This window comes from Streptomyces caeni, assembly GCF_042678285.1.
Classification (GTDB): Bacteria; Actinomycetota; Actinomycetes; order Streptomycetales; family Streptomycetaceae; genus Streptomyces; species Streptomyces caeni.
On record NZ_JBHUDX010000001.1, the window covers coordinates 60,122 to 80,134 of the forward strand.

The 20,013-nt window shown below is 72.6% G+C and carries 21 protein-coding genes and 1 pseudogene; 10 read left to right on the top strand and 12 right to left on the bottom strand.

Features of this window, described 5'->3' with window-relative positions; translation table 11 throughout:
- Positions 1 to 88 precede the first annotated feature (88 nt).
- The gene (locus ACFSL4_RS00305; protein WP_381076739.1) at positions 89 to 523 is read right to left on the bottom strand and encodes a protease inhibitor; all 435 of its coding nucleotides are present in this window, start codon (positions 521 to 523) and stop codon (positions 89 to 91) included.
- A 374-nt stretch (positions 524 to 897) separates the two neighbouring features.
- Between ACFSL4_RS00305 and ACFSL4_RS00310 the strand changes: the two genes are divergently transcribed.
- Positions 898 to 1,449, top strand: coding sequence for a hypothetical protein (locus tag ACFSL4_RS00310; RefSeq protein WP_381076742.1), 552 nt, complete (start codon positions 898 to 900; stop codon positions 1,447 to 1,449).
- A gap of 48 nt (positions 1,450 to 1,497) precedes the next feature.
- On the opposite strand, the gene grpE is transcribed toward ACFSL4_RS00310, so the two are convergent.
- Positions 1,498 to 2,031 carry a nucleotide exchange factor GrpE gene (gene grpE, locus ACFSL4_RS00315; RefSeq protein ID WP_381076744.1) on the bottom strand — a complete coding sequence of 178 codons (534 nt, stop codon included), beginning with the start codon at positions 2,029 to 2,031 and terminating at the stop codon, positions 1,498 to 1,500.
- A gap of 2 nt (positions 2,032 to 2,033) precedes the next feature.
- Positions 2,034 to 3,893 carry a molecular chaperone DnaK gene (dnaK, locus tag ACFSL4_RS00320; RefSeq protein WP_381076747.1) on the bottom strand — a complete coding sequence of 620 codons (1,860 nt, stop codon included), beginning with the start codon at positions 3,891 to 3,893 and terminating at the stop codon, positions 2,034 to 2,036.
- Positions 3,894 to 4,300: 407 nt separating this feature from the next.
- On the opposite strand from dnaK, the gene ACFSL4_RS00325 reads away from it, so the two are divergent.
- Both ACFSL4_RS00325 and ACFSL4_RS00330 read left to right on the top strand, forming a co-directional pair.
- Positions 4,301 to 4,450 (top strand): hypothetical protein, encoded by a 150-nt coding sequence (locus ACFSL4_RS00325; RefSeq protein ID WP_381076749.1) that lies wholly within the window; start codon positions 4,301 to 4,303, stop codon positions 4,448 to 4,450.
- A complete protein-coding gene (locus ACFSL4_RS00330; RefSeq protein ID WP_381076751.1) occupies positions 4,450 to 5,130 on the top strand; it encodes a cyclase family protein in 681 nt (226 codons plus the stop codon). The genes ACFSL4_RS00325 and ACFSL4_RS00330 overlap by 1 nt, the downstream gene beginning before the upstream one ends.
- A gap of 54 nt (positions 5,131 to 5,184) precedes the next feature.
- Here ACFSL4_RS00330 and ACFSL4_RS00335 read toward each other — a convergent pair whose 3' ends face one another.
- The gene (locus ACFSL4_RS00335) at positions 5,185 to 6,351 is read right to left on the bottom strand and encodes a PucR family transcriptional regulator (RefSeq protein ID WP_381076753.1); all 1,167 of its coding nucleotides are present in this window, start codon (positions 6,349 to 6,351) and stop codon (positions 5,185 to 5,187) included.
- A gap of 116 nt (positions 6,352 to 6,467) precedes the next feature.
- On the opposite strand from ACFSL4_RS00335, the gene ACFSL4_RS00340 reads away from it, so the two are divergent.
- Positions 6,468 to 7,637, top strand: coding sequence for a lactate 2-monooxygenase (locus ACFSL4_RS00340; protein ID WP_381076755.1), 1,170 nt, complete (start codon positions 6,468 to 6,470; stop codon positions 7,635 to 7,637).
- Positions 7,634 to 8,611, top strand: a complete 978-nt coding sequence (locus ACFSL4_RS00345) for a 2-hydroxyacid dehydrogenase (RefSeq protein WP_381076757.1) — start codon at positions 7,634 to 7,636, stop codon at positions 8,609 to 8,611. Before ACFSL4_RS00340 ends, ACFSL4_RS00345 begins: the two co-directional genes overlap by 4 nt.
- Before the next feature lie 7 nt (positions 8,612 to 8,618).
- On the opposite strand, the gene ACFSL4_RS00350 is transcribed toward ACFSL4_RS00345, so the two are convergent.
- The 6 genes from ACFSL4_RS00350 to ACFSL4_RS00375 form a co-directional block, all read right to left on the bottom strand.
- On the bottom strand, positions 8,619 to 10,337 hold the full coding sequence (locus tag ACFSL4_RS00350) for an RICIN domain-containing protein (protein ID WP_381076760.1): 1,719 nt from the start codon (positions 10,335 to 10,337) through the stop codon (positions 8,619 to 8,621).
- Between the two features lie 391 nt (positions 10,338 to 10,728).
- Positions 10,729 to 11,106, bottom strand: a complete 378-nt coding sequence (locus tag ACFSL4_RS00355) for a toxin Doc (RefSeq protein WP_381076763.1) — start codon at positions 11,104 to 11,106, stop codon at positions 10,729 to 10,731.
- 4 nt (positions 11,107 to 11,110) lie between these two features.
- Entirely contained in the window at positions 11,111 to 11,356 is a 246-nt protein-coding gene (locus ACFSL4_RS00360; RefSeq protein WP_381076766.1) for a hypothetical protein, read from the bottom strand.
- A gap of 196 nt (positions 11,357 to 11,552) precedes the next feature.
- On the bottom strand, positions 11,553 to 13,571 hold the full coding sequence (locus tag ACFSL4_RS00365; protein WP_381076769.1) for a ricin-type beta-trefoil lectin domain protein: 2,019 nt from the start codon (positions 13,569 to 13,571) through the stop codon (positions 11,553 to 11,555).
- A gap of 337 nt (positions 13,572 to 13,908) precedes the next feature.
- Positions 13,909 to 14,853: an alpha/beta fold hydrolase gene (locus ACFSL4_RS00370; protein ID WP_381076772.1), complete on the bottom strand. Its 945-nt coding sequence runs from the start codon at positions 14,851 to 14,853 to the stop codon at positions 13,909 to 13,911.
- Positions 14,854 to 14,894: 41 nt separating this feature from the next.
- Positions 14,895 to 15,428: a flavoprotein gene (locus tag ACFSL4_RS00375; protein WP_381076775.1), complete on the bottom strand. Its 534-nt coding sequence runs from the start codon at positions 15,426 to 15,428 to the stop codon at positions 14,895 to 14,897.
- A 256-nt stretch (positions 15,429 to 15,684) separates the two neighbouring features.
- Between ACFSL4_RS00375 and ACFSL4_RS00380 the strand changes: the two genes are divergently transcribed.
- Together ACFSL4_RS00380 and ACFSL4_RS00385 are read left to right on the top strand one after the other, a co-directional pair.
- Entirely contained in the window at positions 15,685 to 16,239 is a 555-nt protein-coding gene (locus tag ACFSL4_RS00380; RefSeq protein WP_381076778.1) for a TetR/AcrR family transcriptional regulator, read from the top strand.
- A gap of 113 nt (positions 16,240 to 16,352) precedes the next feature.
- Positions 16,353 to 16,514: a hypothetical protein gene (locus ACFSL4_RS00385; RefSeq protein ID WP_381076781.1), complete on the top strand. Its 162-nt coding sequence runs from the start codon at positions 16,353 to 16,355 to the stop codon at positions 16,512 to 16,514.
- A 41-nt stretch (positions 16,515 to 16,555) separates the two neighbouring features.
- Here ACFSL4_RS00385 and ACFSL4_RS00390 read toward each other — a convergent pair whose 3' ends face one another.
- Together ACFSL4_RS00390 and ACFSL4_RS00395 are read right to left on the bottom strand one after the other, a co-directional pair.
- Positions 16,556 to 16,756 carry a ferredoxin gene (locus ACFSL4_RS00390; RefSeq protein ID WP_381076892.1) on the bottom strand — a complete coding sequence of 67 codons (201 nt, stop codon included), beginning with the start codon at positions 16,754 to 16,756 and terminating at the stop codon, positions 16,556 to 16,558.
- A gap of 30 nt (positions 16,757 to 16,786) precedes the next feature.
- On the bottom strand, positions 16,787 to 17,974 hold the full coding sequence (locus ACFSL4_RS00395) for a cytochrome P450 (RefSeq protein WP_417819837.1): 1,188 nt from the start codon (positions 17,972 to 17,974) through the stop codon (positions 16,787 to 16,789).
- Positions 17,975 to 18,378: 404 nt separating this feature from the next.
- Here ACFSL4_RS00395 and ACFSL4_RS00400 point away from each other — a divergent pair, with 404 nt between their 5' ends.
- The 3 genes and pseudogenes from ACFSL4_RS00400 to ACFSL4_RS00410 form a co-directional block, all read left to right on the top strand.
- A complete protein-coding gene (locus tag ACFSL4_RS00400) occupies positions 18,379 to 19,011 on the top strand; it encodes a LysE/ArgO family amino acid transporter (RefSeq protein WP_381076787.1) in 633 nt (210 codons plus the stop codon).
- Positions 19,012 to 19,196: 185 nt separating this feature from the next.
- Complete coding sequence (locus ACFSL4_RS00405) at positions 19,197 to 19,643, top strand: nitroreductase family deazaflavin-dependent oxidoreductase (protein WP_381076790.1); 447 nt, start codon at positions 19,197 to 19,199, stop codon at positions 19,641 to 19,643.
- 168 nt (positions 19,644 to 19,811) lie between these two features.
- Positions 19,812 to 19,977: pseudogene (locus tag ACFSL4_RS00410) on the top strand (glutathione S-transferase family protein); the annotation flags it as partial.
- Between the last annotated feature and the right edge of the window lie 36 nt (positions 19,978 to 20,013).

The following is a 20,013-nucleotide window of genomic DNA, read 5'->3' on the forward strand; positions in this document are numbered from 1 at the left end:
TGCGAGATCGCGTGGCGCCCGTGACAGGGCTCGCGCTCCCCAGCCACGACCCCCTCGACACCCACGGGGGCCTCGCGATCCCGGGCTCTCAGAAGGTGAGTACGGCACTCCCGTAGGAGTTCTTCACGCACTCGTTGGCGAAGGTGCGCTCGTAGGAGACGCGTTGGCCCTGCCAGACGCCGTCGACCGTGACGACCACGGGGGCGTACTGCTTGGTGCACAGGGCGCCGATCCTGACCGGGAGAGCGTCGAGGTCCCCGCCGGCGCCCTTGAGTTCGGCGCAGGCGCCGACGGGGTCCGGATGGGTTCCGGAGGCGGTCGGGGCGCAGTTCAGGGTGACCGCGCGCTCCGGGGTGGCGAGGGCGGCGTATTCGCCGTGGCCCACGGTCATGACGAACGCCGAGGGGGCGTAGAGCCCGGAGGCGGCGGTGTGCGGGGCGGCGAGCGCGGATCCGGTGAGGGGACCGCAGACGGCGGTGGCCGTCAGGGTGAGGGTCGCTGCCCAGCGCGCGGCGTTCGGCATTGTGTGCATCCTTCCGCTCGTGTGTCGGGACACGGTCCGGTTCCGGTCGTACGTGGGCCGAAGCCGGTCCGGTCGGTTGCCGGTTCGGCGAGCGGGAGTCTGCCGAGTCCGCGCACGAAACTCACATCGACCCTCCACGTTTCGGTAACTTTGAGTATTGAATCAGTGGCGTGAAGTCACGGACCTCGAACGACCGTCACCCGCAACCGCACGGTCGGCGATCGTCCACAGTCGCCGACTGGCCGGATTCACGCGGTTCGGTAATCGGCCTGAAACGTCCCGGTTACCTGACGCGGTAAGCGCTGTCTTCAGCTGTGGGGCGAACTCCCGCGGGAGCCCTTGCCTTTGCCGAGCGGCGGAGTAATCGTCATTACATGATTACTTCAGAGCGCCACGAGAGACTGCGCGGGTGGTTCGCCAGGCGTCTTCCCGACGACCTGTTCGAGAGTCTGGTGGAGGTCACCGTCGACAGGGAGGAGATCACGGTCGTCGGCCGCATCCCCGAGCCGCGGCTCGCCGAGGGTGCCTCCGCCGGCGAGAAGGAGGCGGCCGTGCGGGCCAGGACGCGGGAGTTCCGCGAACGCACCCGTGAGGACCGCGTCGCGGTGGCTCGGGAGGCGGAGCACCGGTTCCGCAGCAAGGTCTCGTGGGCGGTGGAATGCGGCGGCGAACGCGCCCTGTTCACCCATGTCGCGGCGCCCGTGATGACCCGGCTGCGCCAGCCCGAGCGCCAGGTGCTGGACACGCTCGTCGCCGGCGGTGCGGCCCGCAGCCGCAGCGACGCACTCGCCTGGTGCGTGCGCCTGGTGCACCGGCACACCGACGAGTGGCTGACGGAGCTGCGCGAGTCGCTGGAGGATGTGCGGCGCGTGCGGGCGCAGGGGCCGGACGCCGAGCCCGAGCACGCCCCGGCCCCGGAGGAGTGAGCCGGTCCCGGCGGTACCGCCCTCTCCCTCACCGGCCCACGCGGCGCCTCACGTCGGCCGGCCGGTCTCCTCGCGGCATCCTCGGCCGCCGCGGTCCGCTTCTCCGGTCCGCTCCCCCTCCCCGGCCCCGCCGGACGGGGGCGGGCCGGTGACCGTGACGCGCGCGGGACGCAGCAGCCGCTCGCCCACCCGGTACCCGGGACCGAGTATCCCGGTGCACGTCAGACGGGTCGCGTCCGGCGAGACCACATGGGTCACGGCCTCGTGCCGGGCGGGGTCGAAGGGCTCGCCCTCCTCGCCGAACGCCTCCAGTCCCAGCGAGCCCAACTGGGCCTCCAGGACCTCGGCGACGGCCTTCAGGCCGGATGTCATCGCCTCCTGCCGACGGGCCGCCTCGACGGCGTCCAGCACCGGCAGCAGCGCCCGCAGCACGTTCTCCGCCGCGATCTCGCGCACCGCCATGCGGTCACGCCGCACCTGCTTGCGGTAGTTGTCGTACTCGGCCTTCACCCGCTGCAGGTCGCCCGTGCGCTCGTCGAGCAGACGCCGCAGCGCCGTACTCTGCGGCTGGATCCGGTCCATGGTCAGCCCGTCCGTGACGTACCGTCGTCGTCCACGATCTCGGCGTCCACGACCTCCTCCTCGTCCCGGGCGCCCTGGCCGGCCGCGCCCTGCGACGCCGTGGCGCCCTCGGTGCGCGCCTGCTCGTACAGGGCGGTGCCCATCTTCTGGGCCGCGGCCGTCGCCGCTTCCATGGCCCGCCGGACCGCCGCGGTGTCCTCGCCCTTGAGGGTCTCCTTCAGTTCGCCGACGGCACGCTCGGTCTCGCTCCGCAGATCGCCGGGGATCTTCTCCCCGCTGTCTCCGATGAGTTTCTCGGTCTGGTAGACGAACTGTTCGGCCTGGTTGCGGGTCTCGGCCGCCTCCCGCCGCCTGCGGTCCTCCTCCGCGTGCTGCTCGGCCTCGCGGACCATGCGGTCGATGTCGTCCTTCGGCAGCGCGGAGCCGCCGGTGACGGTCATCTTCTGCTCCTTGCCGGTGCCCAGGTCCTTGGCGGAGACGTGCATGATGCCGTTGGCGTCGATGTCGAACGTCACCTCGATCTGCGGCACCCCGCGCGGGGCGGGCGGCAGACCGGTCAGTTCGAACATGCCGAGCTTCTTGTTGTACGCCGCGATCTCCCGCTCGCCCTGGTAGACCTGCACGGTCACCGACGGCTGGCTGTCCTCGGCGGTGGTGAAGACCTCCGAACGCCTCGTGGGAATCGTGGTGTTGCGCTCGATCAGTTTGGTCATGACGCCGCCCTTGGTCTCGATGCCGAGCGACAGCGGCGTGACGTCGAGCAGCAGGACGTCCTTGACCTCGCCCTTGAGCACACCGGCCTGCAGCGAGGCGCCCACGGCCACCACCTCGTCGGGGTTGACGCCCTTGTGCGGATCCTTGCCGGTCAGGTCCCGCACCAGTTCGGTCACCGCGGGCATGCGGGTCGAACCGCCCACGAGGATCACATGGTCGATGTCGGACACCTTGATCCCGGCGTCCTTGACGGCCTGGTGGAACGGCTTTCTGCAGCGCTCCAGCAGGTCCGCGGTCAGCTGCTGGAACTGGGCGCGCGTCAGCTTCTCGTCCAGGTGCAGCGGGCCCTGCGACGACGCCGTGATGTAGGGCAGGTTGATCGTCGTCTCGGACGAACTCGACAGCTCGATCTTGGCCTTCTCGGCGGCCTCGCGCAGCCGCTGCACCGCCATCTTGTCCTGGGACAGGTCGACGCCGTACCCGTTCTTGAACTGCTTGACCAGGTGGTCGACGATCCGCTGATCCCAGTCGTCGCCGCCGAGGCGGGTGTCGCCGTTGGTGGCCTTGACCTCGATGACGCCCTCGCCCATCTCCAGCAGCGACACGTCGAAGGTGCCGCCGCCGAGGTCGAAGACCAGCACCGTCTGGTCGTTCTCCTTGTCGAGTCCGTACGCCAGCGCGGCCGCCGTCGGCTCGTTGATGATCCGCAGGACGTTCAGCCCGGCGATCTCCCCGGCCTCCTTGGTGGCCTGCCGCTGGACGTCGTCGAAGTACGCGGGCACGGTGATCACCGCGTCGGTCACGTCCTCGCCCAGGTAGGTTTCCGCGTCCCGCTTGAGCTTCTGCAGCACGCGCGCGGAGATCTCCTGTGCGGTGTACCTCTTGCCGTCGATGCTGCCGGTCTCCGGGAAGCGCCACTGCTGGTCGCCGATGTGGCGCTTGACGGAGCGCGCGGTGCGCTCGACGTTGGTCACCGCCTGCCGCTTGGCGACCTCACCGACCAGCACCTCGCCGTTCTTGGCGAAGGCCACGACCGACGGCGTGGTACGGGCGCCCTCGGTGTTGGTGATGACGGTGGGCTCGCCGCCCTCCAGGACCGCGACCACCGAGTTCGTGGTACCGAGGTCGATACCGACCGGACGTGCCATGGGGACTCTCCCTCCTCGTCGCCCCTCGTTGTCGTTCTTGTCAGCGGGTCTCGTCCGTCCAGGGGGCCGGTTCCAGCCGGAGCGCCGGGTGCCGGTACGCCGAAGTGATCCGCCCGGCCGAGGCCGAGGGGTCCGCTCCCCGGATGTCCTACGGGCCCGGGGAGCGGCGCACCGGTGACCCCGCTTGCCCTGTATGTCAAGCATGACGGGGCGCGCGCACGCCCGCCGATGACGCCGGTGACGGCATCTGCCGACCGACGGCACTTTCATCGTCCGCTGGGATCCACCCGGCGTCGATTCGGAGCGGGACACCGCCGGCGTGTGCGGTCCGCACAGTCGCCGCCCGCGCGCGTCGTCTTCGGCCGTCCGGGGTGAATCCGATGCGGTCGATCTCCTCCTTTGCGACGATGATCAGCACCTGTACCACTCCGTGGATGGTCGTGATGATGCTCGGCTTCTGCACCCGGCGCGGCCGGTACTCCCCGCACGCGCCCCGCGTCCTCGACCGCGCCGTCCTGCGCCCGGCGCCGGTGCGGCTCCTCCCCGGGGGCGCCTGATGGAGTACTGGCTCGACCTGTCCGTGCCCTTGGTCTCCGGAATGCCCGTGTATCCCGGAGACCCGCAGGTCGACGTGGAACGGGCGCTCCGGGTGGCCACGGACGGGGTCAACGTGCTCAGCCTGCATCTGGCCTCGCAGTCCGGGACGCATGTGGACGCGCCGTACCACGTCGACTCCTCGTGGCCCGCGCTGGACGCGCTGCCGCTGGAGCGGTTCACGGGTCCCGCGGTGGTGGCGGACGTCCGCGGCCTGCCCGCCCGGGCGCCGATCACGCCGGACCTGCTGGCTCCCGCACTGAGTCTGCTGTGGCTCCAGCCGGGCGCGATCCTGCTGGTGGCCACCGGCTGGTCGGCGTACTGGGGTACCGACGCCTACCTGGCCCATCCCTGGCTGACGCCACAGGCCGCGCAGTCGGTCGTCAACGCGCGGGTCCGCACGCTCGGGGTGGACGCCCTGAGCGTGGACCAGACGGGTGACCCGGACCGCCCCGCCCATCGTGTGCTGTGCGGCGCGGGCGGCGTGATCACCGAGAACCTCACCGGCCTCGACCAGGTTCTCGCGGCCCAGCGGGCGGGCCGCCCGGTGGAGGTGTATCTGTTCCCCCTGCACCTGCCCGGAGCGGATGGCGCCCCGGCCCGGGCCGTGGCCCGCATCGGCCCCCCGCCGGGATACGTGTAGGCCCCGGCGACCGCTGTCGGCGATCGGCACGTCCCCGCGTGGATGCGTGGCCGCTCACGGCCGGATCGTGCGGGCCACCTCCAGTGTCAGTCGCTGCCACGGATCGCGTGGATCGCGGGACGTCAGGGCCCAAACGCGGCGCAGCCGGTAGCGCAAGGACTGCGGATGCAGGTGCAGCACACGGGCGGCCGCCGTCGCCGAGCCGGCGTCGATGTACGCGGACAGGGCCTCCAGCAGATGCCGCTGCTCCGGATCGGTCAGCGGGCCGAGGACGAGGCGGGCGATGTGGTCCGCGGTGGCGGCCGGACGCCCGGTGAGCAGGGCGAGGACGTGCGCGTCCGCGTCGGTGAGGAGACGGCCGGGACGGTGGGCGTGGGCGGGTGCGGTGTCCAGGGCGTCGGCGGCGAGGCGGTGGGCGACGGCGACCCGGTCCAGGCCCTCCCCCGTGATCGCGCAGCCCCGCCAGCCCCGCGCGCCGAGGAGGGCCGGAGCCCGGCCGGTGGCCGTCGCGGGAAGCAGCAGCACGGCGCGGGAGCCGCGGACCGTCGACAGTGCCGTACCTCCGTCGCCGAGCGCGCCGAGCAGTCCCGCGGCGGCCTCGTACGACATGTCGGGACCGCCGCCGGCCACCGGCTCGGCCACCAGCAGGCAGTACGGCTCCGGCAGGTGGACGCCCAGCCGGGCCGACCGGTCCGTCAGCGCGCCCGCCGAGGCGTGCCGGCCCGCGATCAGGTCGTCGAGCAGCAGCCGCAGCGCCCGGTCGCGGTCCCCGGCGAGGTCCTCCGTGGTCGCCGCGTACGCCGCGGCCATCTCCTCAGAGAGCGTGTCCAGCGCCGTCACCAGCATCCGGGCGAGCGCCAGTCCGTCCGCCGCCGTGAGACCGGAGGCGCGGGCGGCGACCTCGTCGGTGAGGACGGTCGCCGCGACCCGATAGGCGCGCAGCACCGCCTGTACGGGCCGGCCGTCCGCCGCGCGGGCCGCCGCGATGCCGCGAACCCTGCGCAGATCGGCGGCATCCCATGTGCCGTCGGTGGCCCACAGGTGCAGCAGCCGGTCCACGCCCCAGGCGGCGATGGCCCGTACCTCCGGCAGCCGGCTGCCGTCGAGCGCGGCGTACACCGGCACCTGCGCGTGGACGGCGGCCACGACCGCCTCCACCACCCGCGGGTCGGCGGCGAGCTGCTGCCGGATCCGGGCCCGGACCGGAGAGGGCTGGTTCATCACAGGGTGATGATTCCAGCCGCGCGGTGTGCGCACCACGGTGGACGGGTCTTGTCACCGTCGCAAGGATCGTCGCGTACAGCGCGGTCTCAGGGACGAGAGGCGGGACGTACGGGATGACGAAGCACTGGGCGGACTTCCAGTACGAGATCTATCTGAACGGCATGACGGGCGCCGTGCCGCGGCTGCCCACCGATCCGACCCGGCTGGAGGATCTCGCCGAACAGCGGCTCGGACCCGGCCCCGTCGGCTATGTGGCGGGCAGCGCGGGCTCCGGCAGTACCGCGCGCGCCAACCGGGCCGCGCTTGAGCGGCGCCGGATCGTCCCGCGCATGCTGCGGGACGTGCACGAGCGGGACCTGTCCGTCGAGGTGCTGGGGAGCCGGCTGCCCGCCCCGCTGGCGCTGGCGCCCATCGGCGTCCTGTCGATCATGCATCCGGACGCGGAGCCGGGGGCGGCGCGCGCGGCCGCGGCGCAGGGTGTGCCGTACATCCTGTCCTCGGCCTCCAGCACGCCGTTGGAGCAGGTGGCGGAGGCCTCCGGCGACGGGGAACGCTGGTTCCAGCTGTACTGGGCCAGGGACCGCGAGGTCACCCGCAGCTTCCTCGCCCGGGCGAAGACGGCCGGTTTCACGGCCCTGGTCGTCACCCTGGACACCCCGCTGCTGGCCTGGCGTCCACGCGACCTCGACCAGGCGTATCTGCCGTTCCTGCACGGGGTGGGCACCGCCAACTACTTCACCGACCCGGCGTTCCAGGCGGGCCTGGCGAAGCCGGTGCACGAGGACCCCAACGCCGCCGTGCTGCACTTCGTCAACATGTTCGCGGATCCCGCGAAGACCTGGCCGGACCTGGCGTTCCTGCGGGAGAACTGGGACGGGCCGATCGTGCTGAAGGGCATCCTGCACCCGGACGACGCCCGCAGGGCCGTGGACGCCGGGATGGACGGCGTGGTGGTCTCCAACCACGGCGGCCGGCAGGTGGCCGGTTCCGTGGCGGCGGCGGACGCGCTGCCGCGGGTGGCCGAGGCCGTCGGGGACCGGCTCACCGTGCTGTTCGACAGCGGGATCCGCACCGGGGACGACATCTTCAAGGCACTCGCGCTGGGGGCGCGGGCGGTGTTCGTGGGACGCCCGTACGCGTACGCGCTCGGGCTCGACGGGCAGCCGGGCGTCGAGCACCTCATCCGCTGTCTGCTCGCCGAGTTCGACCTCACACTCGCCCTGTCCGGACACGCCGGCCCCGCCACCGTCGGCCCCGCCGACCTGATCGAGGAAACCGCATGACCGACACCACGAACGTCCTCGCCGTCGTCTCACCGCACGTCGGGGGCCGCGCGGCCGGGGCCGCCCTCGCCACCCTCTTCCCCGGCGAGGCCGAGGTAACGGTGGTGGAGAGCGCCGACGAGGATCCGGCGGCACTGCGCGCGGCGCAGGTCATCGTCACGGGCCTCGGCCCCGTCACCGCGGAGCACATCGCCGCGGCACCGGACCTGAAGCTGATCCAGTGCGCGAGCCACGGCTTCGACTACGTCGACCTGGACGCGGCCCGCGCCCGGAACGTCCCCGTGTGCAACATCGGTTCCAGCGGCGCCGAGAAGCAGAACGTGGCCGAACAGACCTTCGCGCTGATGTTGGCCCTCGCCAAGCAGCTGGTGCCGGCGCACACCGCGCTCGTGGACGCCGACTGGGCGCTGCCGCGGCTGCAGCAGTCCATCACCGAGCTGTCCGGCAAGACCCTGGGCATCGTGGGACTCGGCCACATCGGCGAGGAGGTCGCGCGCCGCGCCGTGGTCTTCGACATGGCCGTCCTGTACACGGGCCCCGAGCGGGTGGCCGCCGAGACCGAGGCACGCCTCGGCGGCGCCCGGTACGTCGGGCTCGACGAACTGCTGCGCGCGTCGGACTACGTGACCCTGCACGCGCCGCTGACGGAGGCGACCCGGCATCTGCTGAACGCCGAGCGGCTGGCGCTCCTGAAGCCGACCGCGTTCGTGATCAACACGGCGCGGGGTGCCCTGATCGACCAGGACGCCCTCGCGGACGCTCTGGAGAGGGGTGCGCTGGCCGGTGCGGGGATCGACGTCTTCGACCCCGAACCCCCCACCCCGGCCCTCCGGCTGCTGAAGGCCCCGAACGTGGTGCTGTCCCCGCACGTCGCCGGGGTCACCCGCGAGACCCTCGTGCGCATCGCTCTTGCCGCGGTGCAGAACGCGGCCGACTTCGTGGCCGGGAAGGAGCCGCGGGACATCGTCTCCTGACGGCACCTCAGACGGTGACCGCCTGGCGGCCGGTCGCCTCCGTCCGCCCCTCCCGCCTCCGCTCCGCCGGTACCGGCGCAATCGCGGCTCGCCGCGGCTGGACGACCGGTGTGCTCGACGCCCCGGCCGTCCCGGCGGACAGCGACTGGTGGGTGGCCGACTGCCCGTCGGCCGCCCACCGCTGGGTGTCGGAGCCATCGCGTGCTTCGACGACGACGGCGTCCGGGGTGGTGCCCGCGGGCGCCACGGCGAGGCCCTCGTTCCACCGCGGCAGCACATCGCCCCGCACGGTGAGGTCGTAGCGCACATCAGCGGCGTGCGCCTGGTCCGCGTCGGTGCACGGGGCGAGCTCGACGGCTCCGTCGGCGGAGTGGGAGCCGAGGCACAGTCCGGGGTCGGCGACACTGCGCAGCAGGCCGTCGCTCTCGTACGACCACTGCTGGGTCCACGCCCACGAGCATGTCGCGAGGCGGGTACCCGCCCCGGACCGCACGGTGCCGCGGATGTCGAGGCAGAGGTCCGCGGCGACGTTGCGCAGCCTCGTCTGCTGCGGGGCCGTGGGCACGCCCGCCGTGCCGGAGGGCGAGGAGGGGCCCTGTGGTGGCTGCCCACCGGGGCCGGGCGAGAGGACCGCACGGCCGCCGTCGGCGCTGGTCGAGGCGAGCGGGTCGGTACCGTCGTCGTCCGCCCACACGCCGGGGACGAGGAGCGTCGCGAGGACGGCCGCCGTCGCGATGCCTGCACCGGTCAGCAGCGCCTTGGTGTTGCGCTCCAGTGCCAGGAGGCGACGGCCCGGTGAGGGGATCTGTGTGAGCAGCCGGTGGCGACCGCCGCCGCCCCGGCGTCCGGTGCCGGAGCCCGGCTCGTCCCGGCCGCGGGCGCCGTACGGGGTGCGGCCCGGACGGGATTCGAGGTAGCGCCGGGCACCCCAGCCGAGGACCGCCTCGGTAAGCAGTCCGCCCAGCCCGTCCTCGACACGACTGAGTTGCTCGGCGGCGAAGCGGCAGTGGCCGCACTCCAGGAGATGCCGCTGAACGTCCGGCAGCAGGGCGCCGCCCCGGCGAATGGGGATGTCGAGAAGCCGGTTGTGGTAACGGCATTCGTCGCTGGGTGCGAGTTCCCGATGTGCGCGCACACAACCCGCCCGGAATTGCTCGCGCGCCTGCTCCAGGGTGGCTGCCGCGGTCTCGGCGTCCATGCCCAGCAAAACGGCGGGAACGGATATGGGCTCGGCCTCGACCTCGGTGTGCCACAGCAGGCATTGGGCGAGTCCGGGCAGTGCCTGGAAAGACCGTTCGGCGAGGCCGCGGTTCTCGGGCGTCGGAAGCTTCGCCGCGCGCATACCGCGACCGCCCGCAGGCTTCCTCAGCTCCGGCAGGACGCCGGATATCCGTTCCTCGGCAGACCACTCCCGCGCGGTGTCCCGCACCGCCACGAGGAGCCGGGGCCGCAACGCGGTCCCGGACCCGGCGCCCTGGAGCCGGCCGAGTGTCCGGTGGAAGGCGGTGGCGGTGACCATGGAGGCGACGCTCGACGAGGAGGCGAGGCAGATGACCGCGTAGTCGTACGCCGGCTGCCAGTGCCGGGCCATGAGCAGGGCGACGGGCTTGGTTACCTCGCCCGCGGGCCTGCCTCTGAGGCGCGTGGCAAGACTTTCGTCGGATTCCTCGGGGGCCGTGCCCGTACGAGGGGGGTAGGGCGGACGCGGGGGGTGGGGGGTGTGCACTGAGCGGTTTCCTTCCAAGGCGCAAGGCGGCACAAGGAGTTGTTCACCGAATGGGGCCGGATTGGTGTGGACCTTTTCGTCGGGGAGCGCCGGGAGAAGGCACGGGTGAGGCACACCCGGCGGCCGCCGGCGGATGAGCCTTTTGAGCTCGCCGACAGCCCGGAACAGCGAGCGGCGATTCGGACCCGGCCCCGCCCACGGGCGGGAGGCAACCCTTGCACAGGTCACTGAGGCCCAACAAGGCACTTGGAGAACATCGGCACCGTGTGAAAAAGGGCTCCGGCCTGGACGCCGGCTTCCGCGCATTCGTACCGCGTTCGAGATGTCATACGCCCTGTGTGAACCGCCCGCACGGCCTCGCACGGCCGCGGCGCGCCGCGGCCGTGCGGGTTCAGATCTGCCAGGACCTCAGCCGGTCGGCGGCGCCATAGACATCGGTCTTGCCCGAGATCAGGTCGCGGGTGAGATCGACCAGGGCGCCGTACGGCGGGTCGATACCGACGCCGCTGACGAACATGTAGGCGACCGCGGTGGCACAGGCGAAGCGCGCGTTCGCCGACGGCAGCGGCTTGAGCAGCGCGAGTGTGTGCAGCAGGGCGGCGGCGCGCCAGGCCGGGTCGGAGTCCACCCCGAGGCGGGGCGGGTCCACGCGGTGGCGGGCGACGGCGGCGACTAGTGCGGAGAAGTCGTTGACGACCGGCTGGTCGGGCAGTACCTCTTCGTGGCGCTGGAGCAGCCAGGGCACGTCGATATGGAGGGCGGAGGGCATCGGGTCAGGCGCCCCGCCCCTCGCTCGTGGCGGATGGCTCGTCATCGGGGAAGGCGGCCGCGAACTCCTCCGCGTGCGTGGCGAAGAACCGCCGGAAGGCGTCGGCACCTTCCTGCAGGGCCCGGTGCCGCGCGATGTCGGCGGCGGCGGCCTCACGCACCAGGGCCTTCATCGACGTACCTCGCTCCTTGGCGATCTGCCGCAGGTCCTCTAGCTCCCGATCACTGAACTCCACGTTGAGGGCTGGCATGCCCTTCACCGTACCCCGAGGGTACTTACCCGTAAATACCCCCAGGTCAGATGCAGGGAAGAGCGGTACCGGAAGAAGACGGCCGGGCAAGGGAATCCATCGCGGACCGCTCCGCGGAACGAGATGCAGGTCACGTTCCACGGGCCTGTCGCAGTGGATCTCCCGGGCACGCAGTGGTGAGCGCGGCCGGCCGGGGTCAGCGCCGGCCGCCGTCGGCGTCGTACTGCCCGCCGCCGTATCCGCCCCAGCCGCCGTAGCCGCCATATCCGTCGTACCCGCCCCCGCCGCCGTACCCGCCCTGGCCGCCGTACCCGCCCCCGCCGCCGTACCCGCCCTGGCCGTTCGGTGGGCAGTACGAGGACGAGCAGGTGCCGGGCGGATGCGGGGAGGGTGAGGACGTGGTGGGCCGTGACCCGTTTCCAGTCCCCCGGGAGGAGGTGCCGTGCGACCCGGTGGCGCGGGGCTCCGGGGTCGCGGACTCGGCCGTGGTCCCCCAGTTCACGGACTGCATCCGCAGGGTGTTCGAGGTGTCGGCGAGCCAGCGCTGGGTGTCGTCCTCGGTGCGGGGCTTGAGCACGAGTCCGGCACCCCGGGCCGAGGAGGCGGGAGTCAGGGCCAGATCCTGGTCCCAGCGTGGGACGAGCGCGCCCTGGAGGGTGAAGTCGTACCGGACGTTCCTGGTCTCCGGCTGCGACTGCCCGGCGCACGGGGTGAGTTGGACGGAGTAGCCGAGGTGGGAGTCGAGGCACAGGTCGGGGGCGGCGACGCTGCGCAGCAGGCCGTCGGCCTCGTAGGCCCACTGCTGGGTCATCGACGAGGTGCAGGAGACGAGCACGGCCTCCGCGGTTGCGACGGCCGTCTTCGCGTCGAGCCCGATGCAGAGCCCGCTGCCCTGGTTGCGAAGTCGGCCCTCGAAGGCCCCGGTGGGCACGTCCGCGGCGGCGCCCACCCAGGAGGGCGATCCGGAGCCGCTCTCCTTCGCTCCCGGACGGGGCTCACCGGACGGTGCACCCGTGCGGGACCGGCCGTCCCCACCCGACCGGGCGCCGGACCACAGGGCCAGCGGGATCAGGACGAGCGCGCTCACCGTCGCCACGGCGAGGGTCAGTCGACGCCGGTGCGGCGAGGGGCGCCGGGGGGCCTTGTGAGCGGCGGTGGAACGGGGGCCGGAGGCACCCGGGGCGGCACGCGGGGCACGGCGGCGGCCGCCCGAGGGAATGGTCACGGCCACCGGGGCGGGAGAAGAGCGGCTCGGTTCGGTCGAGTCGACCGGCGCCCGGGGCCCGGCGGCCGGGAGCTCCTGCCGCACATCGGCCGGGTCGATCAGCGGCTCCCCTCCGGCGGGTACGGCCATGGGCTCCTTCGCCGTCCGAACCGCCTCGGTCCGTGGGGTCTTGGTGGCGAGGTACGCCTGTGCCCCCCAGCCGAGCACCCCCTCCGCGAGGAGGAGCGGAAGCCGCTGGTGGAAGCCCTCCAACTGCTCGGCGGTGTGATGGCAGTGGATGCAGCCGTCCATATGACGGCGCAGGTCGGGATCGAGAACGCTGTCACCCCGGTGCAGTGACACGTCCAGCAGGCGCGCGTAGCGACGGCACTCCTCGTCGGGCGCGAACTCTCGGTGCACGTCGAGGCAGACCGCCCGCAGCAGTTCACGTGCCCGCTCCAGCCTGATCTCCGCCTCGGCCGTCTCGATCCCCAACAGGGCGGCGGGAGCCGCGAGTTCCTCCCGCTCGACCTCGGCGTGCCACAGCAGACAGCGGGCGGGCTCGGTCAGCCGCTGGAAGGCGCGTGACACCAGTCGCCGGTTCTCGGGCGGCAGCAGCCGTGCCGCGGCACGCCCGCCACCGCCCGGGTGGGACCGGAGTTCGGGGTGCAGAAGCGTACGCCGGTGGTCGGAGTCCCACTCCGCCGCCAGCCGCCGTACCGTGACGAGGATCTGGGGCCGCCATGCGGCCGTCGGTCCGCCCTGCCTCGCGGATTCCTCGAAGAGCCGGGTGAACGCCGCAGTGGTGAGCATTCCCGCGGGATGCGCCCCGTCCGTGCACAGCCGGGCATAGGAGAACGCGGCCTCCCAATGCCGGTCGAGCAGTTCGCCGACCGGGTGGTGTACGGGTCTCCTGCCGCCGGACTTCTTCAGTTCGGCGGCGAGCTCTTCATCCGTCGCGTCGTACGCGGGAAGGGGGGTGGGGGAATTCTGCGGGACCCCGTCTTTCACGTCCACGTTCCTCCAAAGCCCACGGCAGTTCTTCGTACACACCAACAGGGGCACAGCTCGGCCGGCAGCACGCGGGGGGAGGTGGTCTCGGGAGGGCCGCCCGGTATGTCGTTCACCGACCCGGATCAGCTCTTCCGAAGCGCGCGGAGAAGGACAACGCCCTTATGTGCCACGGCGAAAAGTAATGATCCGTGTGCCGTCGGTGACACCTTTGCACAGGTCGCCGAGGCCGAACAAGAGACTTCCTCACTTTGCTTTTCCCGGTGCGCACCGCCCGTTCGACGGAGAGTCAATAAGGGCGTCACGATGCCGGGAATTCCGGGTCCGTCCCGCTCTCTCACCCCGGGAATTCCTCCGGCCGCGCCGCACCGGAGGAGTTGCCGTTCGAAAAGGCGAGCGAGGTGAAGGCGAGGACCGCGTCCGCGACCGCCCTGGGGTTCTCCAGCAGCATCGCGTGCGTGGCGTCGATCTCCACGACCGCCACCCCGGGCTGCTCCCCGGCCAGTGCGGCCAGTTCGCGGGCGAGCCCCTGGGCGCCGGCGGCCGCCATCGCATCGGCACCGTCCGAGCCGGGGACGGGCGGCGCGGGCCGCCGGGCCCGGCCCAGCAGCAGGGGCGAGGGCATCGCACGGAACAGGGCGAAGGGGTCGAGCGCGTCGACGGCCGCGAGCATCTGCCGGCCGTGCTCCCGTCCGGGCCGCATCTCCAGGACCCCGTCGTTCCGCTCCCGCACGGAGCGCAGCGCGCCGGCCTCCAGGAGTTCGTAGGGGATGCCCAGGTGGTCGGACATCGCGCGCTGCTCGGCGAGCAGGTCCCTGAGTCCGTCGGCGGGCAGCTCCCGCCCGAGGCTCTCGGCGCTCAACTCCTTGGTCCGGGCCAGGTGTTGTGCTACACGGCGCGGATCGAGGCCCACGTACCGCTCGGGTCCTCCCCAGCCGAACCCGTCGAGGTCCACGGCGCCGGGGGTGGAGTCCGGGTGCTCCAGTGCGTACAGCACGGCGAGGAGGCCGCCGGCTGCGTGCCCGACGGGAAGGGCGCCCGGCATCCCGTGGGCCGAGAGGACCTCCTCGATGTCGCCGAGCACCTCGGGCAGGTGCCACGGTCCGGAGGGGGAGCGGCCGTGGCCCCGCAGATCGACGGCCAGCACCCGGTGGCGCGCCACGAGGAGGGGTGCGACGGCAGCCCAGTCGGCGAGCGTGCGCCCCGCGCCGTGCAGGAGCAGCAGGGGCGGTCCGTCGCCCCCGTGGTCGCGAACGGCCGGCGCGATGCGGTCTGCGGTCATGGCACGACAGTAGAGCGTCGGACCGGGGCGGGGACGCTCCGTCACATACGCGGCGGAAGCAGCTCCAGGACCCGCTCCCAGCCGAACGCGGGGTGGGTACCGCCCTCACCCGCGTTCCCGGCGTACGGGTCGGCGAAGCGGACACCCATGCCGCTCAGCCGTTCGAGGCCGGCGCGGTAGGCGGGGTGGGCCGCCAGCGCCTCGTTCACGCAGGGCAGGACGGCGATCGGGACGCCGAGCCCGTACGCCTCGCACAGGGTGCCCAGCGCGAGGGTGTCGGAGATGCCCGCGGCCCACTTGTTGAGGGTGTTGAAGGTGGCCGGGGCCACGACGACCGCGTCCGGGTCCGGGAACGGCCGCGGATCGCCGGGGAGGCGCCAGGCGGAACGGATCGGGCGGCCCGTCTGCGCCTCGACCGCCGCCGTGTCGAGGAAGCGCAGGGCGAGCGGCGTGGCGATGACGCCCACCTCCCAGCCGCGCTCCTGGGCGGCCGTGATCAGCGTGCCGACGTCCCGGGCGACCCCGGCGGCGCAGACGACGACGTAGAGGAAGGGCCGGGAGGCTTGTTCGGTCACGTGTGCACCCTAGTGCCCCGGCAGGCAACGTTTGCCCGTCGAGGAGCGGCGTCGTGGGGGTCCCCGGTCGAGCGGGGCCGAGAGCGGGGGAGCGCTCTCTCGGCGTGCCGGCCGGAAGCCCTCGTACCGAAACACCCCCTGGTGAACCGCGGCCTCGACGAATCGGCGGACGGCGGCGAGCGTGCTCCCGCCGCACGGCTGCTACCGTAGAGAACGCCGGTTCTCCCCGTCGAGGATGCCCAGGAGGGGCGCGCACATGGACAGCGGACTCGCCCGCGACCGGGCGCTGGACGCCGCGGAGCGGCTGTTCTACGGCCGCGGCATCCAGACCGTCGGGATGGACGACATACGCAGCACGTCCGGGGTGTCGCTCAAGCGGCTGTACCAGCTGTTCCCCGCCAAGGAACATCTGGTCGAGGCCTATCTGGAGCGGCGTGACGTGCGCTGGCGGCAGCAACTGGCCGACCATGTGGACCGGCACGCGGACCCCGTGGAGCGGATCCTGGCCGTGTTCGACCGGCTGCGCCAGTGGTTCGGCGAACCCGACTTCCGCGGCTGCGCCTGGATCAACTCCTACGGCGAGCTGGGCGCCACCTCACCACGGGTGCTGGCCCAGGTCCGCGCCCACAAGCAGGCGTTCAAGGCGTACCTGGCCGGCCTGGTGGCCGACGCGGGGCTGCCCGCACCCCTCGCCGACCAGCTGTATCTGCTGGCCGAGGGCGCCATGGTGACCGGGGGCATAGAGGGCACCACGGAGCCCGCCGAGCAGGCGGGCAGGGCCGCCGGGCTGCTGCTGGCGGCCTACCGGTAGAGCAGGGCAGGCAGGCGGGCAGGCGGGCAGGCGGGCAGGCGGGCAGGCGGGCAGCTCATGCTCCGCCGGCGTGCACGGTTCGCCGGAGTGGCACTGGTGCACGGTTCGCCGGGGTGGCGCTGGTGGACGGGACCGCGGGTGTGGTCGTGGCCCCGCGCGGGCGGCTGCATCTGGTGCTGAGGGTGACGGTGGGGAACGGCGGGGTCACCTCTTACGAGGCGATCGCCGACCCGGTGCGGCTGCGGCAGCTCGATCTCGCCGTCCTCGGCGCATGACGTGCCGCCTAGGCAGCCGCTCCTCCTTCACCGTGCCCCCCTCACCGTTCGTCCTCGGTGACGGTGATGGCGCCCACCGGGCAGGCCCGTGCGGCCTCCCGCACCAGCGGGTCGCCGCCGCCCTCCTGCCCGCCGGGCAGCAGTTCGCTGTAGCCGTCGTCGTCCTGGGTGAAGACGCCGGGCGCGGTGAGGGCGCACTGCCCCGCTCCGATGCAGACGTCCTTGTCGATGGAGATGGAAATGGAGATGTCGCCGGTCATGGGCCCAGCCTCTTACCAGGTCACGGGGAGTTCCAGCATCCCCTGGATCGTGTCTCCGGGTTTGAAGGGGATCTCGTCCGCCGGGGCGGCCAGCCGCAGACCGGGCAGCCGTACGACGAGGGAACGCAAGGCGATCTCCATCTCGGCCCGGGCCAGGTTCTGTCCGAGGCACTGGTGGATGCCGAACCCGAAGGCGACATGGTGGCGGGCCGGCCGGTGCCAGTCCAGGGCGTCGGGCTCGCGGTAGGCGGCGGTGTCGCGGTTGATGACGGAGGTGGAGAAGAGGACGCCCTCGCCGGCCCGGATGGTCGTGCCCGCGATGTCGATGTCCTCGGTGGCCACCCGCAGCAGACCGTCCACGATGGACAGGAAGCGCAGCAGTTCCTCGACCGCCGCGGACATCAGGCCCGGATCGGCGCGCAGCTCAGCGAGCCGTTCGGGATGCCGGAGCAGGGTGAACGTGCCGAGGGAGATCATGTTGGCCGTCGTCTCGTGCCCGGCGATCAGCAGGAGCGTGGCCAGGGAGACCAGCTCGGCCCGGTCCAGCCCTCCCTCCCGCACCTGCTCCCGGATGAGCTCGTCGAGCAGCCCGTCGCCCGGCTCCTCGCTCTTGCGGTCGATCAGCTCCCCGAGGTAGGCGTCCAGCCGGTTGCGGGCGTCCTCGGTGTCGGCCGGTGCCGGGCCGCGCAGCAGCCTGCGCGACTGCTCCTCGAAGAACTCGTGATCGGCGTAGGGGACGCCGAGCAGCGTGCAGATCACCATCGACGGCAGCGGCAGCGCGAAGGCGCTCACCAGCTCGGCGGGCGGGCCCTCGGCCTCCATGGCGTCGAGGAGCCTGTCGACGGTCTCCTGAATGCGCGGGCGCAGCGCGGTGGCCCGCTTGAGGGTGAAGGTGGGAACCAGCATGCGGCGCTGTGTGTGGTGGGCGGGGTCGTCCGCGCCGAGCAGCGCCACCCTTCGGTCGCGGACGGCGGCGAACCGTTCGGTGGTCGCCGGGAACGCGGGCCGGCTCCGGTCGGAGGACAGCCGGGGATCGGCCAGCAGATCACGGGCTGCGGAGTGCCCGGTGACCAGCCAGACGTCGCGCCCGTCGTACAGGGTGACCCTGGTCAGGGGCCGTTCCGTGCGCAAGGGGTCGTAGGCGGCGGGTGGGTGGTAGGGGCAGGTGCGGTTCTGCGGGAAGGCGACGGGTTCTGACATGGCCGTACCGGGTTTCGTCATGAATGACCTCGCACGCGAAGATTCGCTCTTGCCGATCACCAATTAGATGCCCCAGGCATCTACAGAACCACCCGAAGTTCGGCCAGTTCCGCCGGATGCCGGATATGGCGGAACACCGTCGTCCGGCCGCCGCCCCGGACCGTCGAAGACATCGACCGCTGAAGACATCGACCGCTGAAGGCATCTGCCGCCCCAGACGTCGCGCACACGCCGCGGGGTCACGCCGCGGCCACCGTAATCCGCTTGCCTCGTACCCGCCCTCCCCTCCAGGATCGGCGCATGCCGATCACCGAAGCCTTCCTGCTGCCGACCTGCGCCGATGTTCGTCCCCTGCGGGTCCAGCAGCAGCCCGGCCACCACCGGAGGCCCGGCCTGCCCCGATCGTGACCGCCGCGGTCGTGGCGGGGCTGCTCGCGGGCTACGGCATCGCCGTGCCCGTCGGAGCGGTCTCGGCCCATCTCCTCTCCCTCACCGCCCGTACGTCCCTGCGCACCGGGGCCTGCGCCGCGCTGGGCGTCGCCACCGCGGACGGGGTCTACGCCCTGGTGGCGGCCGTGGGCGGCACGGCGCTCGCCGCCGTGCTGCAGCCGGTGCTGGTGCCGCTGCGCCTGCTGTCCGCGCTCGTGCTGATCGCCATCGCGGTGGCCGGCGCGGCCGCCGCCCTTCGCCGGTACCGCTCCCCCGCGACCGGCGCCACGACCCGCGCGGCGCCGTCAGGCCCGGCGCGGGCCTACCTCGGGCTGCTGGGCATCACGCTGCTCAATCCGACCACCGTCGTCTACTTCACCGCCCTGGTGCTGGGCGGCCGCACCACCGGCGCCGTACGACCACTGGAGCAGGGCGCCTTCGTCCTCGCGGCCTTCGCGGCGTCGGCGAGCTGGCAGCTGACGCTGGCCGGCGGCGGCGCACTGCTCGGCCGCGCGCTGACCGGACCGCGCGGGCGCCTGGTGACGGCGCTCGCCTCCAGCGTGGTGATCGCGGCGCTGGCGGTGCGGATGACGACGGGGCCGGTATGACGCAAACGCTGCCCCCGCCCCGAGAAGCAGCTGGCCGGTCCTGGCCCCCGGCCGCGGCGCGTGGTGAGGATGAACGGCGCAACGGCTGGTGTTGAATCATGAAGCGGGCCGCCCGCGGCCGGGACCGCGGGACACCCCCGCACCGACGAGAACAGCAGTCGTACGCGACGATGGGACAAAATGCCATGCCTCTTGAGGGCGAGTACGAACCCAGCCCGACGCAGTGGGTCCGCGAACAGGTCGAGTTGTACGAGAGCTCGGGCGGTACCGAGGGCACGACCCTCCGTGACACCGGGCTCCCGGTGGTCATCCTGACGAGCCTGGGCGCCAGGAGCGGCAAGATCCGCAAGACACCGCTGATGCGCGTCGAGCACGAGGGCCGGTACGCCGTGGTGGCCTCGCAGGGCGGAGCGCCCCGGCACCCGGTCTGGTACCACAACATCACCCGCCATCCCACGGTGGAACTCCAGGACGGGCCGGTGCGCCGGGAGATGACGGCCCGTGAGGTGACCGGCGAGGAGAAGGCGGCGTGGTGGGAGCGGGCGGTCGCGGCGTATCCGCCGTACGACGACTACCAGAAGAAGACCGACCGGGAGATCCCCGTCTTCGTCCTGGAGCCGACCGGGAGCTGAGCGTCACCCCGCCCGGCGCTGGGTGAGTTGTGATTTTCACCCTGCAGGGCCTCCACCCGGTGGCTTTGGTGACGATCCGCGTGCATGATCCGCCCTCGGTCGCGCACCTGCCCTTCAGGCCCGCCGTGGTCCCCCGTCGCGGCCGGGGCCGTCCCCCCAGTGCCACCGGTGCACACGGGCATCAACCGGACCGGCATCGTGCCGCTCGGTCCGAACCTCGCCGGCCCGGCTCACCTCCCACGGCGGGGAGCGGCTCGGCGGGCGCCCGTTCGGTGACGGCACCCCGCCGGGACCGGTGCCGGCGGACGAGGAGGTTCCGGCCGCCGGACGGCCCGAGCGGGCACGGAACCACGAGAGACGAGAAACGGAG

Coding starts and splice junctions, on each gene's coding strand:
- ACFSL4_RS00370 (WP_381076772.1), bottom strand. CDS start 14,853: ATGACCGCAGACCGCATCGCGCCGGCCGTTCGCGACCACGGGGGCGAC.
- ACFSL4_RS00310 (WP_381076742.1), top strand. CDS start 898: ATGATTACTTCAGAGCGCCACGAGAGACTGCGCGGGTGGTTCGCCAGG.
- ACFSL4_RS00405 (WP_381076790.1), top strand. CDS start 19,197: ATGCCTCTTGAGGGCGAGTACGAACCCAGCCCGACGCAGTGGGTCCGC.
- ACFSL4_RS00325 (WP_381076749.1), top strand. CDS start 4,301: ATGATCAGCACCTGTACCACTCCGTGGATGGTCGTGATGATGCTCGGC.
- ACFSL4_RS00345 (WP_381076757.1), top strand. CDS start 7,634: ATGACCGACACCACGAACGTCCTCGCCGTCGTCTCACCGCACGTCGGG.
- ACFSL4_RS00395 (WP_417819837.1), bottom strand. CDS start 17,974: ATGTCAGAACCCGTCGCCTTCCCGCAGAACCGCACCTGCCCCTACCAC.
- ACFSL4_RS00360 (WP_381076766.1), bottom strand. CDS start 11,356: ATGCCAGCCCTCAACGTGGAGTTCAGTGATCGGGAGCTAGAGGACCTG.
- ACFSL4_RS00335 (WP_381076753.1), bottom strand. CDS start 6,351: ATGAACCAGCCCTCTCCGGTCCGGGCCCGGATCCGGCAGCAGCTCGCC.
- ACFSL4_RS00330 (WP_381076751.1), top strand. CDS start 4,450: ATGGAGTACTGGCTCGACCTGTCCGTGCCCTTGGTCTCCGGAATGCCC.
- ACFSL4_RS00340 (WP_381076755.1), top strand. CDS start 6,468: ATGACGAAGCACTGGGCGGACTTCCAGTACGAGATCTATCTGAACGGC.
- ACFSL4_RS00305 (WP_381076739.1), bottom strand. CDS start 523: ATGCCGAACGCCGCGCGCTGGGCAGCGACCCTCACCCTGACGGCCACC.
- ACFSL4_RS00380 (WP_381076778.1), top strand. CDS start 15,685: ATGGACAGCGGACTCGCCCGCGACCGGGCGCTGGACGCCGCGGAGCGG.
- dnaK (WP_381076747.1), bottom strand. CDS start 3,893: ATGGCACGTCCGGTCGGTATCGACCTCGGTACCACGAACTCGGTGGTC.
- grpE (WP_381076744.1), bottom strand. CDS start 2,031: ATGGACCGGATCCAGCCGCAGAGTACGGCGCTGCGGCGTCTGCTCGAC.
- ACFSL4_RS00355 (WP_381076763.1), bottom strand. CDS start 11,106: ATGCCCTCCGCCCTCCATATCGACGTGCCCTGGCTGCTCCAGCGCCAC.